Origin of the sequence: Streptomyces sp. NPDC050504 (assembly GCF_044458065.1) — a bacterium.
Taxonomy (GTDB): Bacteria; Actinomycetota; Actinomycetes; order Streptomycetales; family Streptomycetaceae; genus Streptomyces.
Genome location: NZ_JBITHO010000006.1, coordinates 466,648 through 484,160 on the forward strand (window position 1 = coordinate 466,648; position 17,513 = coordinate 484,160).

General features: G+C 74.1%; 16 protein-coding genes. 4 read left to right on the forward strand and 12 right to left on the reverse strand.

Annotated features, from left to right (window positions below; all coding sequences use genetic code 11):
* Positions 1 to 2: 2 nt before the first annotated feature.
* Positions 3 to 314 (reverse strand): L-rhamnose mutarotase, encoded by a 312-nt coding sequence (locus ACIBNE_RS24800; RefSeq protein WP_399275016.1) that lies wholly within the window; start codon positions 312 to 314, stop codon positions 3 to 5.
* 132 nt (positions 315 to 446) lie between these two features.
* Between ACIBNE_RS24800 and ACIBNE_RS24805 the strand changes: the two genes are divergently transcribed.
* Positions 447 to 764 carry a hypothetical protein gene (locus tag ACIBNE_RS24805; protein WP_399275018.1) on the forward strand — a complete coding sequence of 106 codons (318 nt, stop codon included), beginning with the start codon at positions 447 to 449 and terminating at the stop codon, positions 762 to 764.
* Positions 765 to 950: 186 nt separating this feature from the next.
* Complete coding sequence (locus tag ACIBNE_RS24810; RefSeq protein WP_399275020.1) at positions 951 to 3,749, forward strand: alpha/beta hydrolase family protein; 2,799 nt, start codon at positions 951 to 953, stop codon at positions 3,747 to 3,749.
* A gap of 128 nt (positions 3,750 to 3,877) precedes the next feature.
* Here the strand turns inward: ACIBNE_RS24810 and ACIBNE_RS24815 are convergent, their stop codons facing one another.
* From ACIBNE_RS24815 to ACIBNE_RS24825, 3 genes are all read right to left on the reverse strand, one after another.
* Positions 3,878 to 5,221: an MFS transporter gene (locus ACIBNE_RS24815; protein ID WP_399275427.1), complete on the reverse strand. Its 1,344-nt coding sequence runs from the start codon at positions 5,219 to 5,221 to the stop codon at positions 3,878 to 3,880.
* Between the two features lie 140 nt (positions 5,222 to 5,361).
* On the reverse strand, positions 5,362 to 5,802 hold the full coding sequence (locus ACIBNE_RS24820; protein ID WP_399275021.1) for an NUDIX hydrolase: 441 nt from the start codon (positions 5,800 to 5,802) through the stop codon (positions 5,362 to 5,364).
* A gap of 81 nt (positions 5,803 to 5,883) precedes the next feature.
* Positions 5,884 to 7,137 (reverse strand): MFS transporter, encoded by a 1,254-nt coding sequence (locus ACIBNE_RS24825; protein WP_399275023.1) that lies wholly within the window; start codon positions 7,135 to 7,137, stop codon positions 5,884 to 5,886.
* 54 nt (positions 7,138 to 7,191) lie between these two features.
* On the opposite strand from ACIBNE_RS24825, the gene ACIBNE_RS24830 reads away from it, so the two are divergent.
* Positions 7,192 to 7,938: an AraC family transcriptional regulator gene (locus ACIBNE_RS24830; protein ID WP_399275025.1), complete on the forward strand. Its 747-nt coding sequence runs from the start codon at positions 7,192 to 7,194 to the stop codon at positions 7,936 to 7,938.
* Between the two features lie 49 nt (positions 7,939 to 7,987).
* Here ACIBNE_RS24830 and ACIBNE_RS24835 read toward each other — a convergent pair whose 3' ends face one another.
* Positions 7,988 to 8,623 (reverse strand): isochorismatase family protein, encoded by a 636-nt coding sequence (locus tag ACIBNE_RS24835; RefSeq protein ID WP_399275027.1) that lies wholly within the window; start codon positions 8,621 to 8,623, stop codon positions 7,988 to 7,990.
* A gap of 274 nt (positions 8,624 to 8,897) precedes the next feature.
* On the opposite strand from ACIBNE_RS24835, the gene ACIBNE_RS24840 reads away from it, so the two are divergent.
* The gene (locus ACIBNE_RS24840) at positions 8,898 to 9,473 is read left to right on the forward strand and encodes a MarR family winged helix-turn-helix transcriptional regulator (RefSeq protein ID WP_399275029.1); all 576 of its coding nucleotides are present in this window, start codon (positions 8,898 to 8,900) and stop codon (positions 9,471 to 9,473) included.
* 83 nt (positions 9,474 to 9,556) lie between these two features.
* On the opposite strand, the gene ACIBNE_RS24845 is transcribed toward ACIBNE_RS24840, so the two are convergent.
* The 7 genes from ACIBNE_RS24845 to ACIBNE_RS24875 all read right to left on the reverse strand — a co-directional run bounded on the left by ACIBNE_RS24845 (position 9,557) and on the right by ACIBNE_RS24875 (position 17,511).
* Positions 9,557 to 10,288, reverse strand: a complete 732-nt coding sequence (locus ACIBNE_RS24845; RefSeq protein WP_399275031.1) for a gamma-glutamyl-gamma-aminobutyrate hydrolase family protein — start codon at positions 10,286 to 10,288, stop codon at positions 9,557 to 9,559.
* 33 nt (positions 10,289 to 10,321) lie between these two features.
* Positions 10,322 to 11,884, reverse strand: a complete 1,563-nt coding sequence (locus ACIBNE_RS24850) for an APC family permease (RefSeq protein WP_399275033.1) — start codon at positions 11,882 to 11,884, stop codon at positions 10,322 to 10,324.
* Positions 11,885 to 12,014: 130 nt separating this feature from the next.
* Entirely contained in the window at positions 12,015 to 12,860 is an 846-nt protein-coding gene (locus tag ACIBNE_RS24855) for a fumarylacetoacetate hydrolase family protein (protein WP_399275035.1), read from the reverse strand.
* 1 nt (position 12,861) lies between these two features.
* Entirely contained in the window at positions 12,862 to 13,824 is a 963-nt protein-coding gene (locus ACIBNE_RS24860) for a 3,4-dihydroxyphenylacetate 2,3-dioxygenase (RefSeq protein ID WP_399275036.1), read from the reverse strand.
* Positions 13,817 to 15,382 carry an aldehyde dehydrogenase family protein gene (locus ACIBNE_RS24865; protein ID WP_399275037.1) on the reverse strand — a complete coding sequence of 522 codons (1,566 nt, stop codon included), beginning with the start codon at positions 15,380 to 15,382 and terminating at the stop codon, positions 13,817 to 13,819. Before ACIBNE_RS24865 ends, ACIBNE_RS24860 begins: the two co-directional genes overlap by 8 nt.
* A gap of 31 nt (positions 15,383 to 15,413) precedes the next feature.
* Positions 15,414 to 16,220, reverse strand: coding sequence for an acetoacetate decarboxylase family protein (locus ACIBNE_RS24870; protein ID WP_399275039.1), 807 nt, complete (start codon positions 16,218 to 16,220; stop codon positions 15,414 to 15,416).
* A gap of 10 nt (positions 16,221 to 16,230) precedes the next feature.
* On the reverse strand, positions 16,231 to 17,511 hold the full coding sequence (locus tag ACIBNE_RS24875; RefSeq protein WP_399275041.1) for an NAD(P)/FAD-dependent oxidoreductase: 1,281 nt from the start codon (positions 17,509 to 17,511) through the stop codon (positions 16,231 to 16,233).
* Between the last annotated feature and the right edge of the window lie 2 nt (positions 17,512 to 17,513).

Here is a 17,513-nt window from a genome sequence, read left to right on the forward strand (position 1 = left end):
ATTCAGAGCTCCCAGACGACGGGGAGCGCGGCGGACGAGCCGTCGGCCGAATAGTCGTGCTCGACCGCGAGCAGCTCCCCCATGCGCCGCTGCCAGGCGATGTTGACCGGCAGCTTCTCCAGCTCGGCGAGCAGCCGCTCGTAGTCCTCGACCTCCAGGAGGTGGAAGAGGTCGGTGCCGCTGCGCCAGATCGTCCAGCTGCTCGCGCCCGCCGCCCTGATGGCGTCGGTGAGCTCTTCGGGTACGGCGCGGTGTGCCGCTTCGTACTGCTCGATCCGGTCCGCGCGGACGCGGGTGTGCAGGGCTACGCGCATGGTTCCTCCGGGGGTTCGGGGCGCGCGGAACCCCGCCGCCGGCGGCCACAGTAACCGCTTGCTGTCCCGCACTGAAGGCCTTGGACCGAGGGCGCCCCCGGGACGCCCCAGGGGCGCTTGTAGGGTCCAGTCATGTCGAGGCTGAAGATCGAGATAGCCGTCCCCGAGAGCCATGTGGAGCAGGTCGTCGACGCGCTCCACGCCGCGGGCGCCGGGCGGGTGGGGACGTACGCGAGGTGCGCGAGCGTCTGGCGCACGAGCGGCACCTGGCTGCCGCTGCCCGGCTCGGACCCGTACGACGGCGAGGTGGGCGTGGTGCAGCGGGGCGACGAGTGCAAGGTCGAGTCGGTCTGCGACCGGGAGCAGGCGCGCGCCGTACTGGAAGCCGTTCGGGCCGCCCATCCCTACGAGGAGCCGGTCGTCCACTTCCTCCCGCTGTACGAGCCGTAGGTCCCACCCTCGGGACAGATCCGGCCAATTCGCAGATCCGGCCACTTCTTGGATCTTTTCGATTCCCCGCATCTCGCGAGGCAACCTTTGGCCAATGGTTGCCATCCTCACGGGGCGAGAGGGGCCTCAGTGATCTTCGACGGTCTCTGAGCGGCCCCGGCATCGACGATGTCGTGGAGGATCGACTTGAGACGTGTGACGCGCGCGACGACCGCCGGACTGGCGGTCCTCGCGGTGGCCGCGATAACCACGGGGCCCGCACAGGCGGAACCATCACCGGGCACGACCGGTTCCGTATCCGGGGCGTCGCCCCGGGGATCCGGCGAACAGCTGCCCAAGGGCTGGCTGTTCACCGGGGAGGGCGCCGGACGACACCTCGTCTGGACGTCTTCCGAGCCCGTTCCCATGGGCGACGCCCGCGTCGAGTTCTACGCCGGGGACAAGCTCCTCGGCAGGCCCGTCGCCTCGAAGGACCGCCGGTCCTTCCGGCTCCCGCTCGACACCGCGCGCCTCGGATCGCCCGAGGAACTGCGGGTGCTGGCGGGCGGGCGGCGGCTGGACGCGGTCGGCGCCGAGGAGGCCCGCTCGCTCGCGCCGCGCGGTGCCGCGCCCCTGCGGGCCGAGGCCCAGCTGCCCGTCAACCCGGTCGACCCGGGAAAGCCGGGCCCGTACCGGACGGCCGCGGGCGAGTACGCGCTGCCGTCGGTGAAGCTGCCGGGCTTCACCGCCCCGGTCGAGATGCAGGCCCGGGTGATCGGCCCCGTCGCCGCCCCCGGCAAGCGGCCGGTCGCGCTGTTCCTGCACGGCCGCCACGCCACCTGCTTCACGGCGGCGGGCGAGGTCACCGGCGACTGGCCCTGTGCGCCCGGCGCCGAGCCGATCCCCAGCTACCAGGGTTACCAGCGCGCCCAGCAGCTGCTGGCCTCCCAGGGCTACGTGACGGTCTCCGTCTCGGCCAACGGCATCAACGGGCAGGACTGGAACGCCGAGGACGGCGGCGCGCAGGCCCGCTCCTCGCTCGTGCGCCAGCACCTCGCGCGCTGGGCGCAGTGGGCCGCGAACCGCGGCACGGCGCCCGCCTCCGTGCGCGCCGTCGCGCCCGCCGACCTGAACAAGGTGCTGCTCGTCGGCCACTCCAGGGGCGGCGAGGGCGTCAACAGGGCCGCGCTCGACAGCCTGTACCCGGCCCCCGCCCACCAGGACGGCTACCGCGGCCCGGTCCGCTGGAAGATCCGCGGCAACGTGCTGATCGGCCCGACCATCTTCGGCCAGAACCCGGTCCCCGACGTTCCTTCAACGACGATCCTGCCGGGCTGCGACGGCGACGTGTCCGACCTCCAGGGCCAGATGTACCTGGACGCGGCACGCGGCATCGGCAAGGGAGCCGCGCTCCAGAGCGCGCTCTACGTGGTCGGCGCCAACCACAACTTCTTCAACAGCGAGTGGACTCCCGGCCAGGCCAAGGCGCCCGCCGACGACGACTTCGCGCCCGGCGAGAACCCCGACCCGGTGTGCTCGCCCGGCACCAGGACCCGGCTGACCGCGGTCCAGCAGCAGCAGGCGGGCGCCTCGTACATCGCCGCCGCCGCCCGTCTGTTCGTCGCGGGCGACGACAAGGTGCGCCCGCTGCTCGACGGCACGGGGCGCCGCGCCCCGTCCGCGGGCCCCGCGCGGGTGCTGTCCCACGCGATCGGCGCGAACCGCACCCCGGCCTTCCTGCCGGGCCCCGGGCTCAAGGTCTCCGGGGCCGGCGCGCGGCTCTGCGCGCAGGTCGCCACGGACGAGTCGCGCTCCTGCCTCCCCTTCGAGGGCGCCGGCAGGTCTCCGCACTTCGCGTTCTGGGAGGCCCTGCCGGAGCCGGGCCGTGACGCGGTGGCGATGCGCTGGTCGCGTCCCGGCACCACGGCGAAGGTCAGCGCGGTCAAGCCGTTCTCGCTGAAGGGCTCCGCCTCCCTGGCGCTGCGCGCGTTCGTGCCCGCGAACGCCCCGGCAGCCGGGCTGGACGTCACTCTGGTCGACGCTTCGGGCCGCAAGGCCAAGCTCGGCCGGGCCACCGTGGAGTCGCTGCCCGGCAGCGAGGCGACCGCCTCGCTGTGGGCGCGCGAGGTGCGCGTGCCGCTGGCGGCCGCCGCCCGCGCGGGCCTGGACCTCAAGCGGATCAAGACGCTGGAGCTGACCCAGCGCTCCGGATCGCGCCAGGTCTGGCTGATCGACGCCTGGGGCTGGCGCCCCGGCACGCCCGCCGTGACCGCCTCCCCGATGCCGCGCGTCGACTTCGGCCGGCTGACGGTCAAGGAGGGCGACAGCGGTGAGCGCACCTACCGGATCCCGGTGCGGGTCTCCGGCAAGGGCAGCGGCCAGATCCGGCTGTTCACCTCAAGGTCCGATTCGGAGCAGATCCAGTCCCGGCTGGTGACGGTGCGGGCGGGCGTCCAGGACGTCAACGTGCCGGTGAAGATACGGGGCAACACCCGCTACGGCTACGACATGGGGTACGACGCGTTCGCCAAGTCGGTGCGCGGCGCGGTGATCGGTTCGCACCACGGCGGCGTGATGACGCTGAACGACGACCCGATGCCCGATGTCGTCGTGAAGCCCGTCGCCGACCGGGTCACCGAGGGCCAGGCGCTGAAGTGGCGGATGACGCTGTCGGCGCCCTCGGACGCGGACGTCATGGGCGAGTTCAGGTTCCTGCCCGTCACCGAGGGGACCGAGCTGACCACGGCCGACGTGGACCCGGTGTGGCTGGAGGAGAACTTCGGCGAGAAGCCCACCCCGGTGCGGCCGCTGTCGAAGATCTACGACGACCCCTCGCTCGTCCTCGCCGTGACGTCCCGCACGGGGGCCGAGCTGGCCATCCCGATCCTCAAGAACCCGGCGAGCCAGCCCGAGCGGACGTTCAAGGCACAGTGGTTCACGCTCGACGCGAAGTGGGAGCCGCACCCGGGCCCGGTGGTCACGGGCACGGTGCGGGACGCCTCGTAATACCCACGCCTCCATGAGGCGTGCCCCTTACCGGGCATGAGGTACGCCCCTCGACGGGCGGGTGCCCCGGGACCGTTCCGCACGGTCCCGGGGCACAGCTCTGTCCCGGTCGGGACGCCGGGTCCGCGTCAGTCCCCGCCCCGCGCGCGCACCGCCAGCAGGCCCGCCAGCGTGATCGGCACGACGAGCAGCGCGAACACCGCCGCGTAGCCCAGCAGGTCGTTGGAGCCGAAGCCCAGGAGGGCGTTGAAGATCGCGGACGCGAGACCGATGACCGTGATCTGGCCGAGGTTCTGCGCGGTCTGCATCGCACTGCTCGCGTGGCCCTGCCGCCCGGCCGGGCTGTGGGAGAGCGAGAGCAGGGTCAGGGCCGGGGCGGCCAGGCCCATGCCGAGCGCCGCGACGACCATCGACGAAGCAGCGGTGAAGGCGGGCACGCTCGGGACGGTCCCGATGCCCGCGATCACGGCGGCGAGCACCATCAGGCCGGTGCCCGCCACGACCAGACGGTGCCGGGGCCAGTGGTCGAGCAGACGGCTCTGCACCCAGGACGAGGCGGCCCAGGCGATGGCCGCGCCCGTGAAGGCGAGACCGGTCAGCACTCCCGGCACCCGCCGCTCGTGGTCGAGCAGCAGCGGTACGAACGCCTCCAGCGTGAAGTACGCCCCCGAACAGAGGCCGCGCAGCAGGACCGTGGCGGGCAGTCCGCGCGCCGCCGTCCACGTGCCGCGCGGCAGCAGGCGCGGGGCGAACACCACGAGCAGGGCGAGGCCGCCCACGGCGAAGAGCGCGTGGCGCACGTCCCATCCGGAGACGCCGAACTGGGCGAGCGCCGCGCCCAGACTCACCGCGATCGCGACCAACAGCGCAGGGCGCGGCGGCCGTTCGTCCATCTCCTGCCGCTCCTGCCCCTCCTGTCGCTCGTTCCCTTCACGCTCTTCGGGCCCTTCGTGCTGTTCCCGTCGCTTCTGCCGCAGCATCGTGACCACGGCCAGCGCGGGGATCAGGGTCAGGGCGGCGAGGCCGTAGAAGACCACGCGCCAGGACCACCACGCGGTCACCAGACCCGCGAGCGGCGGGCCCGCCAGCGACGGGACGATCCAGCAGGTGCTCATCAGCGCCAGGGCGCGGCCCCGCAGCCGGTCCGGATAGGCCTGGCCGATCGCGGTGTTGATGGACACCGCGACCATGCCGGCCGCCACTCCGTCCAGGAAGCGGCCCGCGACGAGCTGCCAGATGCTGGTGCTGGCCGCCGAGATCACCAGGGTGACCACCGCGAGGACCACACCGGCGGCGAGCGGGCGGCGGGCCCCCGAGCGGTCCGACCAGTAGCCGCCGAGCACCCCGCCCAGCAGGCTCGCCGCGACGAAGGAGCCCGCGACCAGCGGATAGAGCGACACCCCGTCCAGGTCCCGCGCCGCCGCGGGCAGCGTGGGCATCACCGCGAGCGCGGCGAAGCCCGTCAGGAACATCACCGCGGCGAAACTGACGCTGGTGGCCGCGTACGTACGGGAGAACAGCCCGTCCTCGGCCGCGTCCTGCCGTACCGCCCGTACCTTCTGCTCCGTCACAGCCGGACCATAGGTCCGGACCTTCGGGGCTGTCGATCAATTTATCGAACGGCCGCGCGGACCCCGAGCATCGCCAGCGCGTCGATCGCCGCCGGGGACAGCGCCGCCTCCGGAAGTCCGGCCAGCGGCTGCCAGGCGACCTCGTCGGTGGAGTCGTCGGCCCTGGCGACGAAGGCCGGTGCGGGCACGAGGTCGACGACGTAGAAGAGCCCCACCAAGTGCCAGTGCACGCCGAGGCGTTGGACGGTGTAGGCGCGCGAGTCGACCAGCTCCGCGGTGCGCACTTCGAGTCCGGTCTCCTCGTACAGCTCGCGCGCCAGGGCCTCGCGCGGCTGTTCGCCGTGGTCGATCCCGCCGCCGGGCAGGTGCCAGAGTCCGGGCTCGAAGACGGGCGATGCGGCGTTGAGCCGGGTCAGCAGGATCCGGTCGTCCTCGGTGGCCACCGCGTAGGCGGAGACGCGCGAGCGCTCGGGAAGCTCCAACTGTTCCTCCGGGGATGAAGACTTGGGCAGGACAGGGCAGGACAGGGCAGGGCACGGGCCCGTGAGCCGGGGCACGCCAATCTATCGATCTTCACCGCTGCCCGCGGCCGCCGGTCTCGCGCCCGGTTCGGGCAGCCCGCGCAGCAGGAGCAGGCCGAGCGCGGGGAGCGCGATCAGCGGTGCGAGCGCCGTGCGCAGCGACGTGGCGTCGGCGAGGGCCCCGACCAGCGGGCTGGCGAGCCCGCCGACGCTCACCGTCAGCCCCAGCGTGACGCCGCTCGCGGTGCCCACCCGCGTGGGCAGGTAGTCCTGGCCGAGGGTGATGTGCAGGGAGAAGGGGACGTACAGACCGGCCGAGGTGAGCGCGACGAAGAGGTAGACCGGCGGTCCCGGGACGAACACCACGCCCGCCACGGCGAAGACGCTCAGCGCGTACGCGCCCTGGACGACCCGCACCCGGCCGTGGCGCGCGGCGAGCCTGCCGCCCGCCACCGTGCCCACCGCGCCGCCGACGTACAGGACGGTCAGTGCGGCGGTGCCGGACGCGGGACCGCCGCCCGTGCGCTGGCGCACGTACAGCGAGACGAACGTGCTCAACGAGACGAAGACGATCGAGCGGCACACCACGGCGCCCGACAGCTTCAGGAACGACCGCCAGTCGCTCTCCCCCGCCTCCGGCATCCCTCCCGTCCCTGTCGCCCCTCCCGCCCCGGCCCCCCGGCCGGTGGGCGCCGCCCGGCGCAGGGCCGTCGCGCACAGCACCGCGCCCAGGAGCGCGGGCAGTACGAGGAGCGGGGAGGCCGCCAGTCCGCCCGTCGCGACGACGGCCGTGACCAGCAGCGGCGCGGTGGCGAAACCGAGGTTGCCGCCGAGCGCGTACCAGCCCATCGCCGTGTGGCTGTCGCCTGCCGCGGCCCGCGCGGCGCGGGCGCCCTCCGGGTGGTAGGCGGCGACGCCGATCCCGGAGAGCGCGATGGCGGCGAACGCGAGGGCGTAGGAGTCCGAGATCCCGACCAGCGCCACGCCCGCGCCGCCCACCAGGGTGCTCACCGGCAGCAGCCACGGCAGGGCCCTGCGGTCGGTGAGCGCGCCGAACAGCGGCTGCACCACCGAGGAGAGCAGGGACGCGGCCAGCACCAGGCCGGACGCGGCGGCGTAGGTGTAGGCGCGCTCGGCGACGAAGTACGGGACCAGGGCGGCCACCGCTCCCTGGTAGACGTCCACGCAGGAGTGGCCCAGGGACAGCAGCGTGACGGGGCCGCCGCGCGACGGGCGCGATGCGTGGCGTTCGGGGCGGGCCCGGCTCGCGGGCCGTGCGGGGTGTTCGGTCGGCATGGGCCCATCGTCGGCGGAGCACGGTCCGGCGTGCTTCCGATAAAGTGCCAAGCCATGCCGGAAATCCGCCACACGCCCCAGGCCCCGACGCGCACCCAGGCCCTGGCACCCGGGGAGCGGATCGACGCGCACCGCCACGACGACCACCAGATCGTCTACGCGGGCTCCGGCGTCCTCGCCGTCACCACGGACGGAGGCACGTGGTTCGCACCCGGCACCCGCGCCATCTGGGTCCCCGCCGGATGCGTACACGCCCACCGTGCGCACGGCCACCTCGAACTGCACCTGCTCGGGCTGCCCGCCGACACCAACCCGCTCGGCCTCGACGCCCCCACCGTCCTCGCGGTCGGGCCGCTGCTGCGCGAGCTGATCCTGGCGTGCACCCGGGACCCGTACGACGAGGGCCCCGAGCGGCAGCGGCTGCGCGCCGTCCTGCTGGACCAGCTGCGCGCCTCGCCCCGGCAGCCCGTGCAGCTTCCGACGCCCACCGACCCCCGGCTCGTCGCGGTCTGCCGGCGGTTGCACCGGGACCCGGCGGACCCCCGGACACTGGGCGAGCTCGCGGCGGGCAGCGGGGCCGGCGAGCGCACCCTGAGCCGCCTCTTCCGGCGCGAGCTGGGCATGACGTTCCCGCAGTGGCGCACGCAGTTGCGGCTGTACCACGCGCTGCGGATGCTGGCCGACGGCGACCCCGTCACGGCGGTCGCGCACCGCTGCGGATGGGCGTCGGCCAGCGCCTTCATCGACGTGTTCCGCCGCGCGTTCGGCTGCACGCCCGGCAGTCACCAGCGGATGGGGTGACGGGACGGCCCCGTACGGGCAGCCGCCCGCGCCACCTGATCCGCGGCCCTCAGGAGGTGGAGCCGGGCCTGTTCCCCGCCGCGCGCGCCGCCTCGACGGCCCCCGCGAAGTCGGGGCCGCCCAGCGGGGTCTTGTGCCGGACGGCGTCGACCCACTGCGCGGTCGTGACGACCGAGGCGAAGAACGCCTGCAGCACGACGAGCACCGTCTGGTGGATCTGCTCGGCGGTGAGCGTCCCGATGCGGTTCGACATGGGCAGGGCCCCCGTCGCGTCGGACAGGACCTCCACGCCGTACCCGCGGTGCACCGCCTCGCGCGAGGTGGACTCGATGCAGGTCTGGGTCATGTACCCGGTGATCGAGAGGGTGTCGATGTCGTGCCGGGCCAGCCAGTCGGCGAGGTCGGTGCCGGTGAAGCTGGAGGGCAGGGTCTTCTCCACGAGGTGGTCGTACGGGCGCGATGCCACCGCTTCGGGCAGCGCGCAGCCGTGGCTCCCCCTGGCGAAGATCGGTGAGCCCTCGGGGGCCACGTGCTGGACGACCACCACGGGGACGCCCTCCTGGGCGGCCGCGTCCATGGCGGCGGCGATGTTGGTGAGGCTCCAGTTCGGGTCCGGGTAGCCGATCGGCAACCCGCCCGTGAGGTACTCGTTCTGGACGTCGATGACGACGAGGGCACGCTTCATGACGGTCTTCCCCTCTGTCCGGGGCAGGACGGACGCAGGAGGTGCGGTGTGGGGCGGGCCGAGTGCCCGCCGGGGCCGGGGTACGGGCCTTCCCCGGAGGGTGGATCCGGGTGACACGGGGTGCGGCCGGTGGCGGAGGAGCGCGGGAGCGGCGGTCAACTGCGCCTTTCGCCCACGGTGTTCGGAGGCACCGCACCGGACCTTGGCGTATGGTTTGACTCCGAACGACTGACCTGGGGCCCGTCGCCCCCACCGGGTCGAAGGAGGGGGTTCCGTGTCCGGCCAGCAGTCCATCACCCGGGCCGAGCGGCTCGCCAGGGAGAAGCTCGGCGGAGCGCCGATCCGGCACGAGCAGATGGCCGCCGTCGCCAACATCTACCGTGCGGCCACCGCCGTGCGCCAGCACCTGGAGAACTCCGTGCTGCGCGGCGCCGATCTGACCTGGACCGGCTTCGTCGTGCTCTGGGTGGTGTGGATCTGGGGCGAGTCGGAGACCCGGCGCGTGGCAGAGGAGGCCGGCATCTCCAAGGGCACGCTGACCGGTGTCGTACGGACCCTGGAGGCACGGGGCCTCGTGCGGCGCGCCGCACACCCGGAGGACGGACGGCGGGTGCTGCTTCGACTCACCGAGAAGGGCGAGGAGTTGATGCAGGACGTCTTCCCCCGCTTCAACGAGGAGGAGGCGTTCGTCACCAGCAGGCTCAGCGACGCGGAGTGCCACGGCGTGGCGCAGGCGCTGCGGCAGGTCGTGCTCCAGGTGGAGGAGCACGGCGAGGAGCGCAGGCTGACGCTGCTGGACGGCGCGCAGCCCGCGCCGCGCAGGAGCGGCCGCAGGGCGGCGAAGGGGTAGGGCGGGGGGCCGAGCCGTCCGGCGGGGCGCACGCGCGGGTCCGGCCGTTTGCCCCGTGTTCGCGGGACTTGGCGATCGCGCCCTCACCGGTGGCCCCTGGCCGCCTGCACGAACGCGTCGAACAGCCTTTGCTGCGCGGGGTCCTGACGGGCCGTGTCCTCCGGGTGCCACTGCACAGCGGTGAACCACCCCCGGGCCGTGGGCAGTTCGAGCGCCTCGCGGGTTCCGTCGTCAGCGCGTGCCGTGACCGTGAGGCCCGCGCCCATCCGGTCCACGCGCTGGTGGTGGAAGCACGAGGCCGTCACCACGGGCGCCCCCGTGACCTCGCGCAGCAGGGTGCCGCGCTCCACGCTCACCTGGTGCACGAGGTTGCGGTGCACCCGCCGCTTCGTGGACATGTGCTGCTGGAGCGTGCCGCCCAGGGCGACGTTGACGACCTGGAGGCCCCGGCAGATCGCCAGCAGCGGCAGCCCGGTCCCCAGGGCGTGGCGGGTCAGCGCCAGGTCGAAGCCGTCCTGTTCGGCGTCCACGTCGTAGACGCTGCCGTGGGCGGGGTCGCCGATGTAGCGGCTCGGCGCGATGTCGCCGCCGCCCGGCAGCAGGATCCCGTCGAAGCGGCGCATCCGGTCGGCGGCCAGGGACGGGTCCGCCGACCCTCCGGGGGCGTACGGGTGGATGCTCGCCGGTTCGCCGCCCGCCCGCCACACGGCCTCGATCAGGGCGCGGGCGTTGACCTCGGCGGCGTAGCGCAGGGCGGACGTGGAGGCGGCGAAGCGGGCGGGGACGGCGATCAGGGGGCGTGCTCGGGTGCTCACAGCGGGTACCTCGGGGTTCGCGGACGTACGGGATCACGGGGTCGGGGGCCGGGGGTCCCGGGGATCGGGCGGGACTTGGGGCTCGGGATCCCGCGACTCCGGTCCGGGAGCCGGGGACTCCGCTCCGGGGGCCGGAGGGTCCTGGGGTCTGCGGGGGATCAGGCGCGCCGTGCCCGCGCCCGCGGCGAAGACCACGGGGACGGCCAGCGCCAGCCAGGTCGCCGTGGTCCGGTCGCCGCCGATGAGGGTCGTCAGGTTGGCGAGGATCAGCCAGATGGCGCCCGCGAGGCCCAGCGCGCCGAGCGCCGGGGCCACGAGGGTGTGCCAGGGGCGGGTGTCGAAGCGCTCGCCCCGGGAGTCCCGCGCGTGCCGGAAGAAAGCGACCACCGACACGGAGGTCAGGAAGTACAGGAGCATCATCGCGAGGACGGCGACTCCGCTGAACCAGGAGAACAGCGTCAGTACGGGGTCCTTCCCGGCGAGCGCGAAGGGCACCACCAGCAGTACCGCGACGGCGGTCTGCGCGACGCCCGCCGCCCAGGGGGCGCGCCGCCGGTTGAGGCGGCACAGCACGTGCGGCAGCAGCCGCTCGCGGCCCAGCGAGAACAGGTAGCGGTTGGCCGAGTTGTGGAAGGCGAGCACCCCGGCGAAGAGGGACGTCGCCAGCAGCAGCGGCAGCAGGACGCCCGCCCAGGACCCGAGCCGGTCGGCGACCGGGTCGAACACGAAGGCCGCCGAGTCCCCGCCCTCCAGGGCCCGGCCCGCGGCCTCCGGGGCGGCCGCGCCGCCCTGGGCCGAGATGAGCGTCCAGGAGGTGACCGCGAAGAACACCGTGACCAGGCTGATGGAGAGGTACGTCGCCCGGGGCACCGTCCGGTGCGGGGTCCGTGCCTCCTCGCCGTAGATGGCGGTGGCCTCGAAGCCGAACATCGAGGCCACCGCGAACATCAGGGCCACGCCCGGCGCCCCGTCCAGTGCCGCGCCGGGCGAGAAGCTCCCGCCGAAGTCGAGGCCGCCGGGGCCGCCGCCGTCGACGAGGGTCACGAGCGCGAAGGCGAGCAGGATGCCGGTCTCGGCGAGCACGAACACCGCGAGGACCTTGGCGCCCAGGTCGATGCCGGTCGCGCCGAGCGCCTCGACGAGGGCCATCGTGACCAGCGCGCAGGCCCACCAGGGCGGGTCGAGGGCGGTGTGCTCCGCCAGGAGTCCGCTGACGGTGGCGCCGTACAGCCCGTACATCGCCGCCTGGATGGTGCAGTACGCGAACAGCGCGACGCCCGCGCTCGCGGTGCCCGCGGTGCGGCCGAGACCGCGTCCGATGTAGGTGTAGAACGCGCCCGCGTCCACGACGTGGCGGCCCATGGCGACGAACCCGACGGAGAAGAGCAGCACCACGACGCCCGCCGCGACGTACGCGGCGGGCACGGCCGGGCCGTTGCCGAGGGCGACCGAGAGGGGTACGGCGCCGGCGATGCCGGTGAGCGGCGCCTGTGCGGACAGGACGAGGAAGAGGATGCCCAGCACCCCGAGGGCGTCGCGCTTGAGCCGGGTGGGTGCGTCGTGTCTGGTGGGCCCGTCGTGTCTGGTCTGCGGCATCCCCGGTCCTTCGGTTCTCGGGTCCAGTGTGTGGTGCGGGGCGGGCGGCTGCGTGCGCGCGGAAGAGCGGGCGGCGCCGTGCCGGGCATCCCCGTGGCAAGCCCGGTACGGCGCCTTCGCCCGGCGCGGGTCAGCGCCCGGGTGGTCGGATCCCGCGGAACTCCCAGTCGCCGCCGAGCGCCGTGGACAGCACTTCCTCGGACTCGGTGGGCTGGGCGCCGACGTCCTCGCGGATGGGGGTGGGGCCCGTGACGACGTGGTTGGTGAGCCGTCCCAGGCCCTCCACCTCGACCTCCACGACGTCGCCCGGACTCACCGGACGGGAGCCCGCCGGGGTGCCGGAGAGCAGGACGTCGCCGGGAAGCAGGGTGATGGTGCGGGCGATGTCCGCGACGAGGTAGTGCATGTCCCAGCGCATCTCGTCGGTCGAACCGTCCTGGACGACTTCGCCGTTGACGTACGTGCGCAGCCGTTTGTGGTGGAAGTCCCAGCCGGTGACGAGGCCTGGGCCGAGCGGGCAGAGCGTGTCGGAGCCCTTGACGCGCAGCATGGAGCCCGCGTCGGTGTCGCGGAAGTCGTGCAGCCCGAAGTCGTTGCCGACGGTGTATCCGGCGATGTGGGCGGCGGCTTCGGAGGGGGCGATGTTACGGGTGGTGCGGCCGATGACGATGGCGATCTCGCCCTCGTAGTTGAGCCACTTGCAGCCGAGCGGCCTGACCACCGCTCCCCGGTGCGCGTTGAGGGCGGAGACCGGCTTGTGGAAGTAGGTCGGTGCGGCCGGGAGCCGCGCGCCGAACTCCTCCACGCGGCTGCGGTGGTTGAGGTGGACGGCGATGACCTTCGACGGGGTGACGGGCGGCAGGTGGTGCGCCCGGTCGGTCTTGACGCGGCGGCCGTCCCCGGCCACGAGTTCGTCGCCGTCGCGCACGGTGTGCACGGCGGCGCCGTCCAGCAGGACGCGGCGGTACTCGGGCACGTCACACCTCCCGCAGGTGGCCGTGGGGGTGGCGCGCGGCGGGAGCCCGTACGGCCGTCGCCGCGTCGCGTCCCGCCCAGCCGTCTTCGGGCCGGTCGAACCAGAGGTGTGCCTGGCCCGTGCCGATGGAGTTCTCGTACTCCCCGTACCTCCTGGCCCGTGCCGTGCACGCGCGTCCCCCGAGCGCGCCCGCGAGCATCAGGTAGTGCGCGAACCGCGCCTCCGGCTTGAACCGGTCGAACTCCGCCATCGTGTCGAGCACCCGGTCGTGCCTCCCTTCGGCGAACCACGCGATGCGCTGTTCGTCGGCGGCGCGCGCCTCGGGCGTGCGGATGTGGACGGGGTCGGCGGCCTCGTGGGCGCGCAGTTCGCGCAGCGGCCAGAAGCGGTGCGAGAGCGCGCCCGAGGCGATGACGAGGACCTTGCGCCCCGGCACCGTGGCGATTCCGTCGGCCAGGGCCCGGCCCAGGCGCAGGTGGTCGTCCGCGTCGCCGGTCTGGCAGACGCCGATGGAGACCCAGCGCTTGTCGGGCAGCCCTTCGCCCAGGTACTTCCAGAGGTTGAGGGTGGCGTAGTGGAGCGGGAGGTACGGGTCGTCGACCGGGGTGATCCAGGTGCCGTGCCGCTGGGCGAACGAGGCGACGGCGTGGGCCAGTTCGGGGTCGCCCGGATAGTCGTACGGCATCCTGCGCATGCCGCGCGGCAGTTCGTCGGAGGTGAAGAGCCCCGCCCTGCGGCCGTGCGCGGTGACGACGAACTCGACGGTGGTGGCCCAGTGCGAGTCGAGGACGACGACCGTGTCGTACGCCGTGCCGGACGCCGGGTCGAAGACGTCGTCGCGCAGCCGCTTGAGGCCGGTGACGAGGGTGGACTCCTTGCCGTCGTTGAGGGCGAGGCGGACGTCGTCGGGCAGCACGACGGTGGGGACGTGGGCGAGCAGGCCCGCGCCGGTGATCTCACCCATGGCTCCTCCAGCCGTGCGGTGCGCTGACGGGTGCGGTGGCAGGTGCGGTGACGGTGTTCTTCAGGTCGCAGTAGAAGTCGAAGCTCCAGGCGCCGCCCTCGCGGCCGATGCCGGACTGGCGGGCGCCGCCGAAGGGCACGGCGAGGTCGCGCACGTAGAAGCAGTTGACCCAGACGGTGCCCGCGACCAGTCGGGCCGTGATCCGGTCGGCTCGTGCGGGGTCGGTGGTGACGACGGTCGCCGCGAGGCCGAAGCGGGTGTCGTTGGCGAGCCGCACCGCCTCGTCCTCGTCGGTGAAGGTCTGGAGGGTCAGGACGGGGCCGAAGACCTCTTCCTGGACGATCTCGCTGTCCTGCGCGGGGCCGGTGAGGAGCGTGGGCGGGTAGTAGAGGCCGCCGCGCGGTGCGCCGCCCCGCGCGGCCACGGCCCCGGCGGCCGTGGCGCGCCGTACGAAGCCGTCGACGCGCTCCAGTTGGCGCGGGTGGACCAGGGGCCCCAGGTCGGTGGCCCCGTCGCGGGGGTCGCCCTGCACGAGCCGGTCGACGCGGGCCAGGAAGCGGTCGGTGAACTCCTCGGCCACGGACTCCTGGACGAGGAGCCTGGTCGCGGCGAGGCAGACCTGTCCGGCGTTGTCGTACTGCTCGACGGCCAGGTCGACGGCGAGGTCGGCATCGGCGTCGTCGAAGACCAACAGCGGTGATTTTCCGCCCAGTTCGAGGCTCACGGGCGTGAGGTTGAGCGCGGCGGCCGCGGCGACCGCCTTGCCGGTCGGCACGGATCCGGTGAAGCTGACGCGGCGCACGTCGGGGTGGGCGGCGAGGGCGGCGCCCGCCTCGGAGCCGTATCCCTGGAGGACGTTGAGGACGCCGGGCGGCAGGCCCGCCCGCTCGGCGATGTCGGCCAGGAGCGAGGCGGTCAGCGGGGACCACTCGGCGGGCTTGAGGACGACGGTGTTGCCCGCGGCGAGCGCGGGGGCGACCTTCCAGGTGGCGAGCATCAGGGGCGCGTTCCACGGGGTGATCAGCGCGCAGGGGCCCGCCGGGTCCCAGGAGACGCGGTTGCGGTGGCCGCGCGTGTCGGTGTCCGGGTGCTCCAGGGTGAGTGAGCGGTCCGCGAAGTAGCGGAAGTTGTGGGCGACGCGGGGCATGACGCCGCGGCGGTGGGAGCGGAGCAGGGCGCCGTTGTCGGCGGTCTCGACGCGGGCGAGGTCGTCGAGGTTCTTGTGCACGCCGTCGGCGATCGCGTGCAGCAGGCGGGCCCGTTCCTCGCGGGGCGTGGCGGCCCAGTCGGGGAACGCGGCGACGGCGGCCGCGACGGCCGCGTCGGCGTCGGCGCCGGTGCCCCTGGCCACCTCGGCGAGGGGGCGGCCGTCGACGGGCGAGTGGTCGGTGAAGGTCGCCGCGGAGGCGCGGCGCAGGCCGCCGATCCAGTGGCGGGTGTCGACGGTGACGCCTTCGACGGTGGCGGTGGGGCCCGTGACCGCGGAGTCGGACCGGGGGCGCGGTCCCGTGGTCCGGGGCCGGTGCCCTTCGGGCCCGGCACTGGGGCGATCGGTCATGTGCGGCCTCCTCGGGGCGCCGGCGGGCGGGTCATTCGGCGCCCGACGTGTGGGACTCCAGGAGCCGGCCGCCGTCCCAGACGACGCCGACCTGGCGGTAGTACGCGGCGATGGGCTCGCGCACCACGAGGCGCGCCAGCTCCTCGGTCGGCGCGTCGAAGAGTTCCAACTCGGCGTCGCCCGTCCAGGGTTGCCCGGCCTCGAAGGCGGCGGCGCCGGACTCGACGAGTTCGTCCAGGGCCAGCCCCTTGCCCTTCTCGACGGACGGCAGCCAGCGGTGGTGGGCCATCGGGTGGGCGTTGACGGTGCCGCCGGTCGGGGACGGCTCGCGCAGGGTCACCACGGTCTGCGCGAGGCGGCGGTCCCCGGCGGCGAGCGTGGCGCCGAACCGCGCGCCCGCCTCCACGCGGGGGGCGGGGCCGTAGGGGTGCGGGCGGGTCTGGTGGATGGAGCCGAGCTTCTTGGGGTAGCCCTGGTGCCAGCCCCTGGCGAGCGCGAAGTCCTTGTCGACCCAGATGAACACGCACCGCGAGTAGACGCGGCCCCGGTAGGAGCAGCGCACGACCGCGAACGCCTCCTTGTACTGCGACCTGACCGGGTCGAGGAGCTCCTGGCGTCCGGTCGAACAGGACTGCCAGTCCGCCCAGATGAGCGCGACGGCTCCGGGGTCGTCGTCGACGAGTTCGAGGGGCGGCGGCAGCAGTTCGCGCACCCGCTCGGGGTCGGTGCGGTACTCGACGGTGAGCAGGTCTCCCGAGTAGTACCAGGGCGGGGCGGGCGCCAGCGCGGAGTCGCCGGTCGCCGTCTTGGGCGGGAAGTAGCCGCGCAGTCCTGTCATCGTGGGCTCCTCACGCGAGCGGGGCGGGCTGCTGAACGAGCCGGGCGCGGTACCGGGCGGCCGCCGCGGCGGCGGCCGGGCCGCCGAGCGCGACGACGCCGACGAGGCGGCCGTCCGCGCGGTACTCCGCGACGACGTCGCCGCCGTCGCCCCGGTCGCCGTCCGGGTCGCCCTCGACGACGCGGATGTCGCCCGTGCCGAGTTCGGGCGAGCCGAAGGACTGGATGCGGAAGTCGTGCTGGTCGCTCCAGAAGCTGGGCAGCGGCGCGAAGGGCGCCGACTCCCTTTTTTCACCCGCCAGTTGGGCGACGAGCGTCCGGGCCGCGTACCGGGCGCTGTCCCCCGGCATCGACCAGTGCTCGACGCGGCGCGCGGGGCCGCCGTACCGGACGTCGGGGAAGCGGGCGACGTCACCGACCGCGACGGCGTGCGGCGCGCCCGGCGTGCGCAGCTGTTCGTCGGTCAGCACCCCGTCCGTCAGGTCGAGTCCGTTGCCCGCGAGCCATTCGGTGTTGGGGCGCGCGCCGACGCACTCCACCACCACGTCCGCCGCCAGTTCGCGCCCGTCGTCCAGCAGCACCCCCCTCACCCGTTCCTCGCCCGTGAACGCGGCGACGCCCGCGCCGAGGACGAAGCGCACGCCGCGCGCGAGGTGCCGGGCGAGCAGCGCACGAGCCAGCGGTTCGCCCAGCGGTCGCAGCATCGGCAGCGGTACGACGTCCACGACGGTCACGTCCCGTACGCCCAACGCGACGGCCGTGGCGGCGACTTCGCAGCCGATGAACCCGGCCCCGACGACCACGAGGCGGGCACCGGGCCTGGTGAGTGTGGTGTGCAGCGAGCGGGCGTCGGAGATCGTGCGCAGGACGTGCCGGCCGCTCAGCGGGCCCGCGGGCCCCGGCCGGGCGAGCCGGCGCGGGCGCAGTCCGGTCGCGGCGACCAGTCCGGTGAACGGGATCTCCTCGCCGCCCTCCAGGACCGCGACGCGCTCGTGGAGCCGTACGGCGGCGACGGGACGGCCGATGCGCCACTCCACGTCGGCGGTGCTCGGCCTGGGCGTGAAGGCGAGGGAGTCGAACGGCACCCTGCCCGCGAGGACTTCCTTGGAGAGCGGGGGGCGGTTGTACGGCATGTGGGGCTCGGCTCCGACGACGGTGATCGCCCCGTGCCAGCCCGCGGCGCGCAGCTGCTCGGCGGCGCGCAGCCCGCCGAGGGAGGCGCCCGCGATCAGGACGCGCGGGGGCGCGTGCCGTGCGGGCACCGGCCCCGGGTCCGCAAGCCGTGGGCTCATCG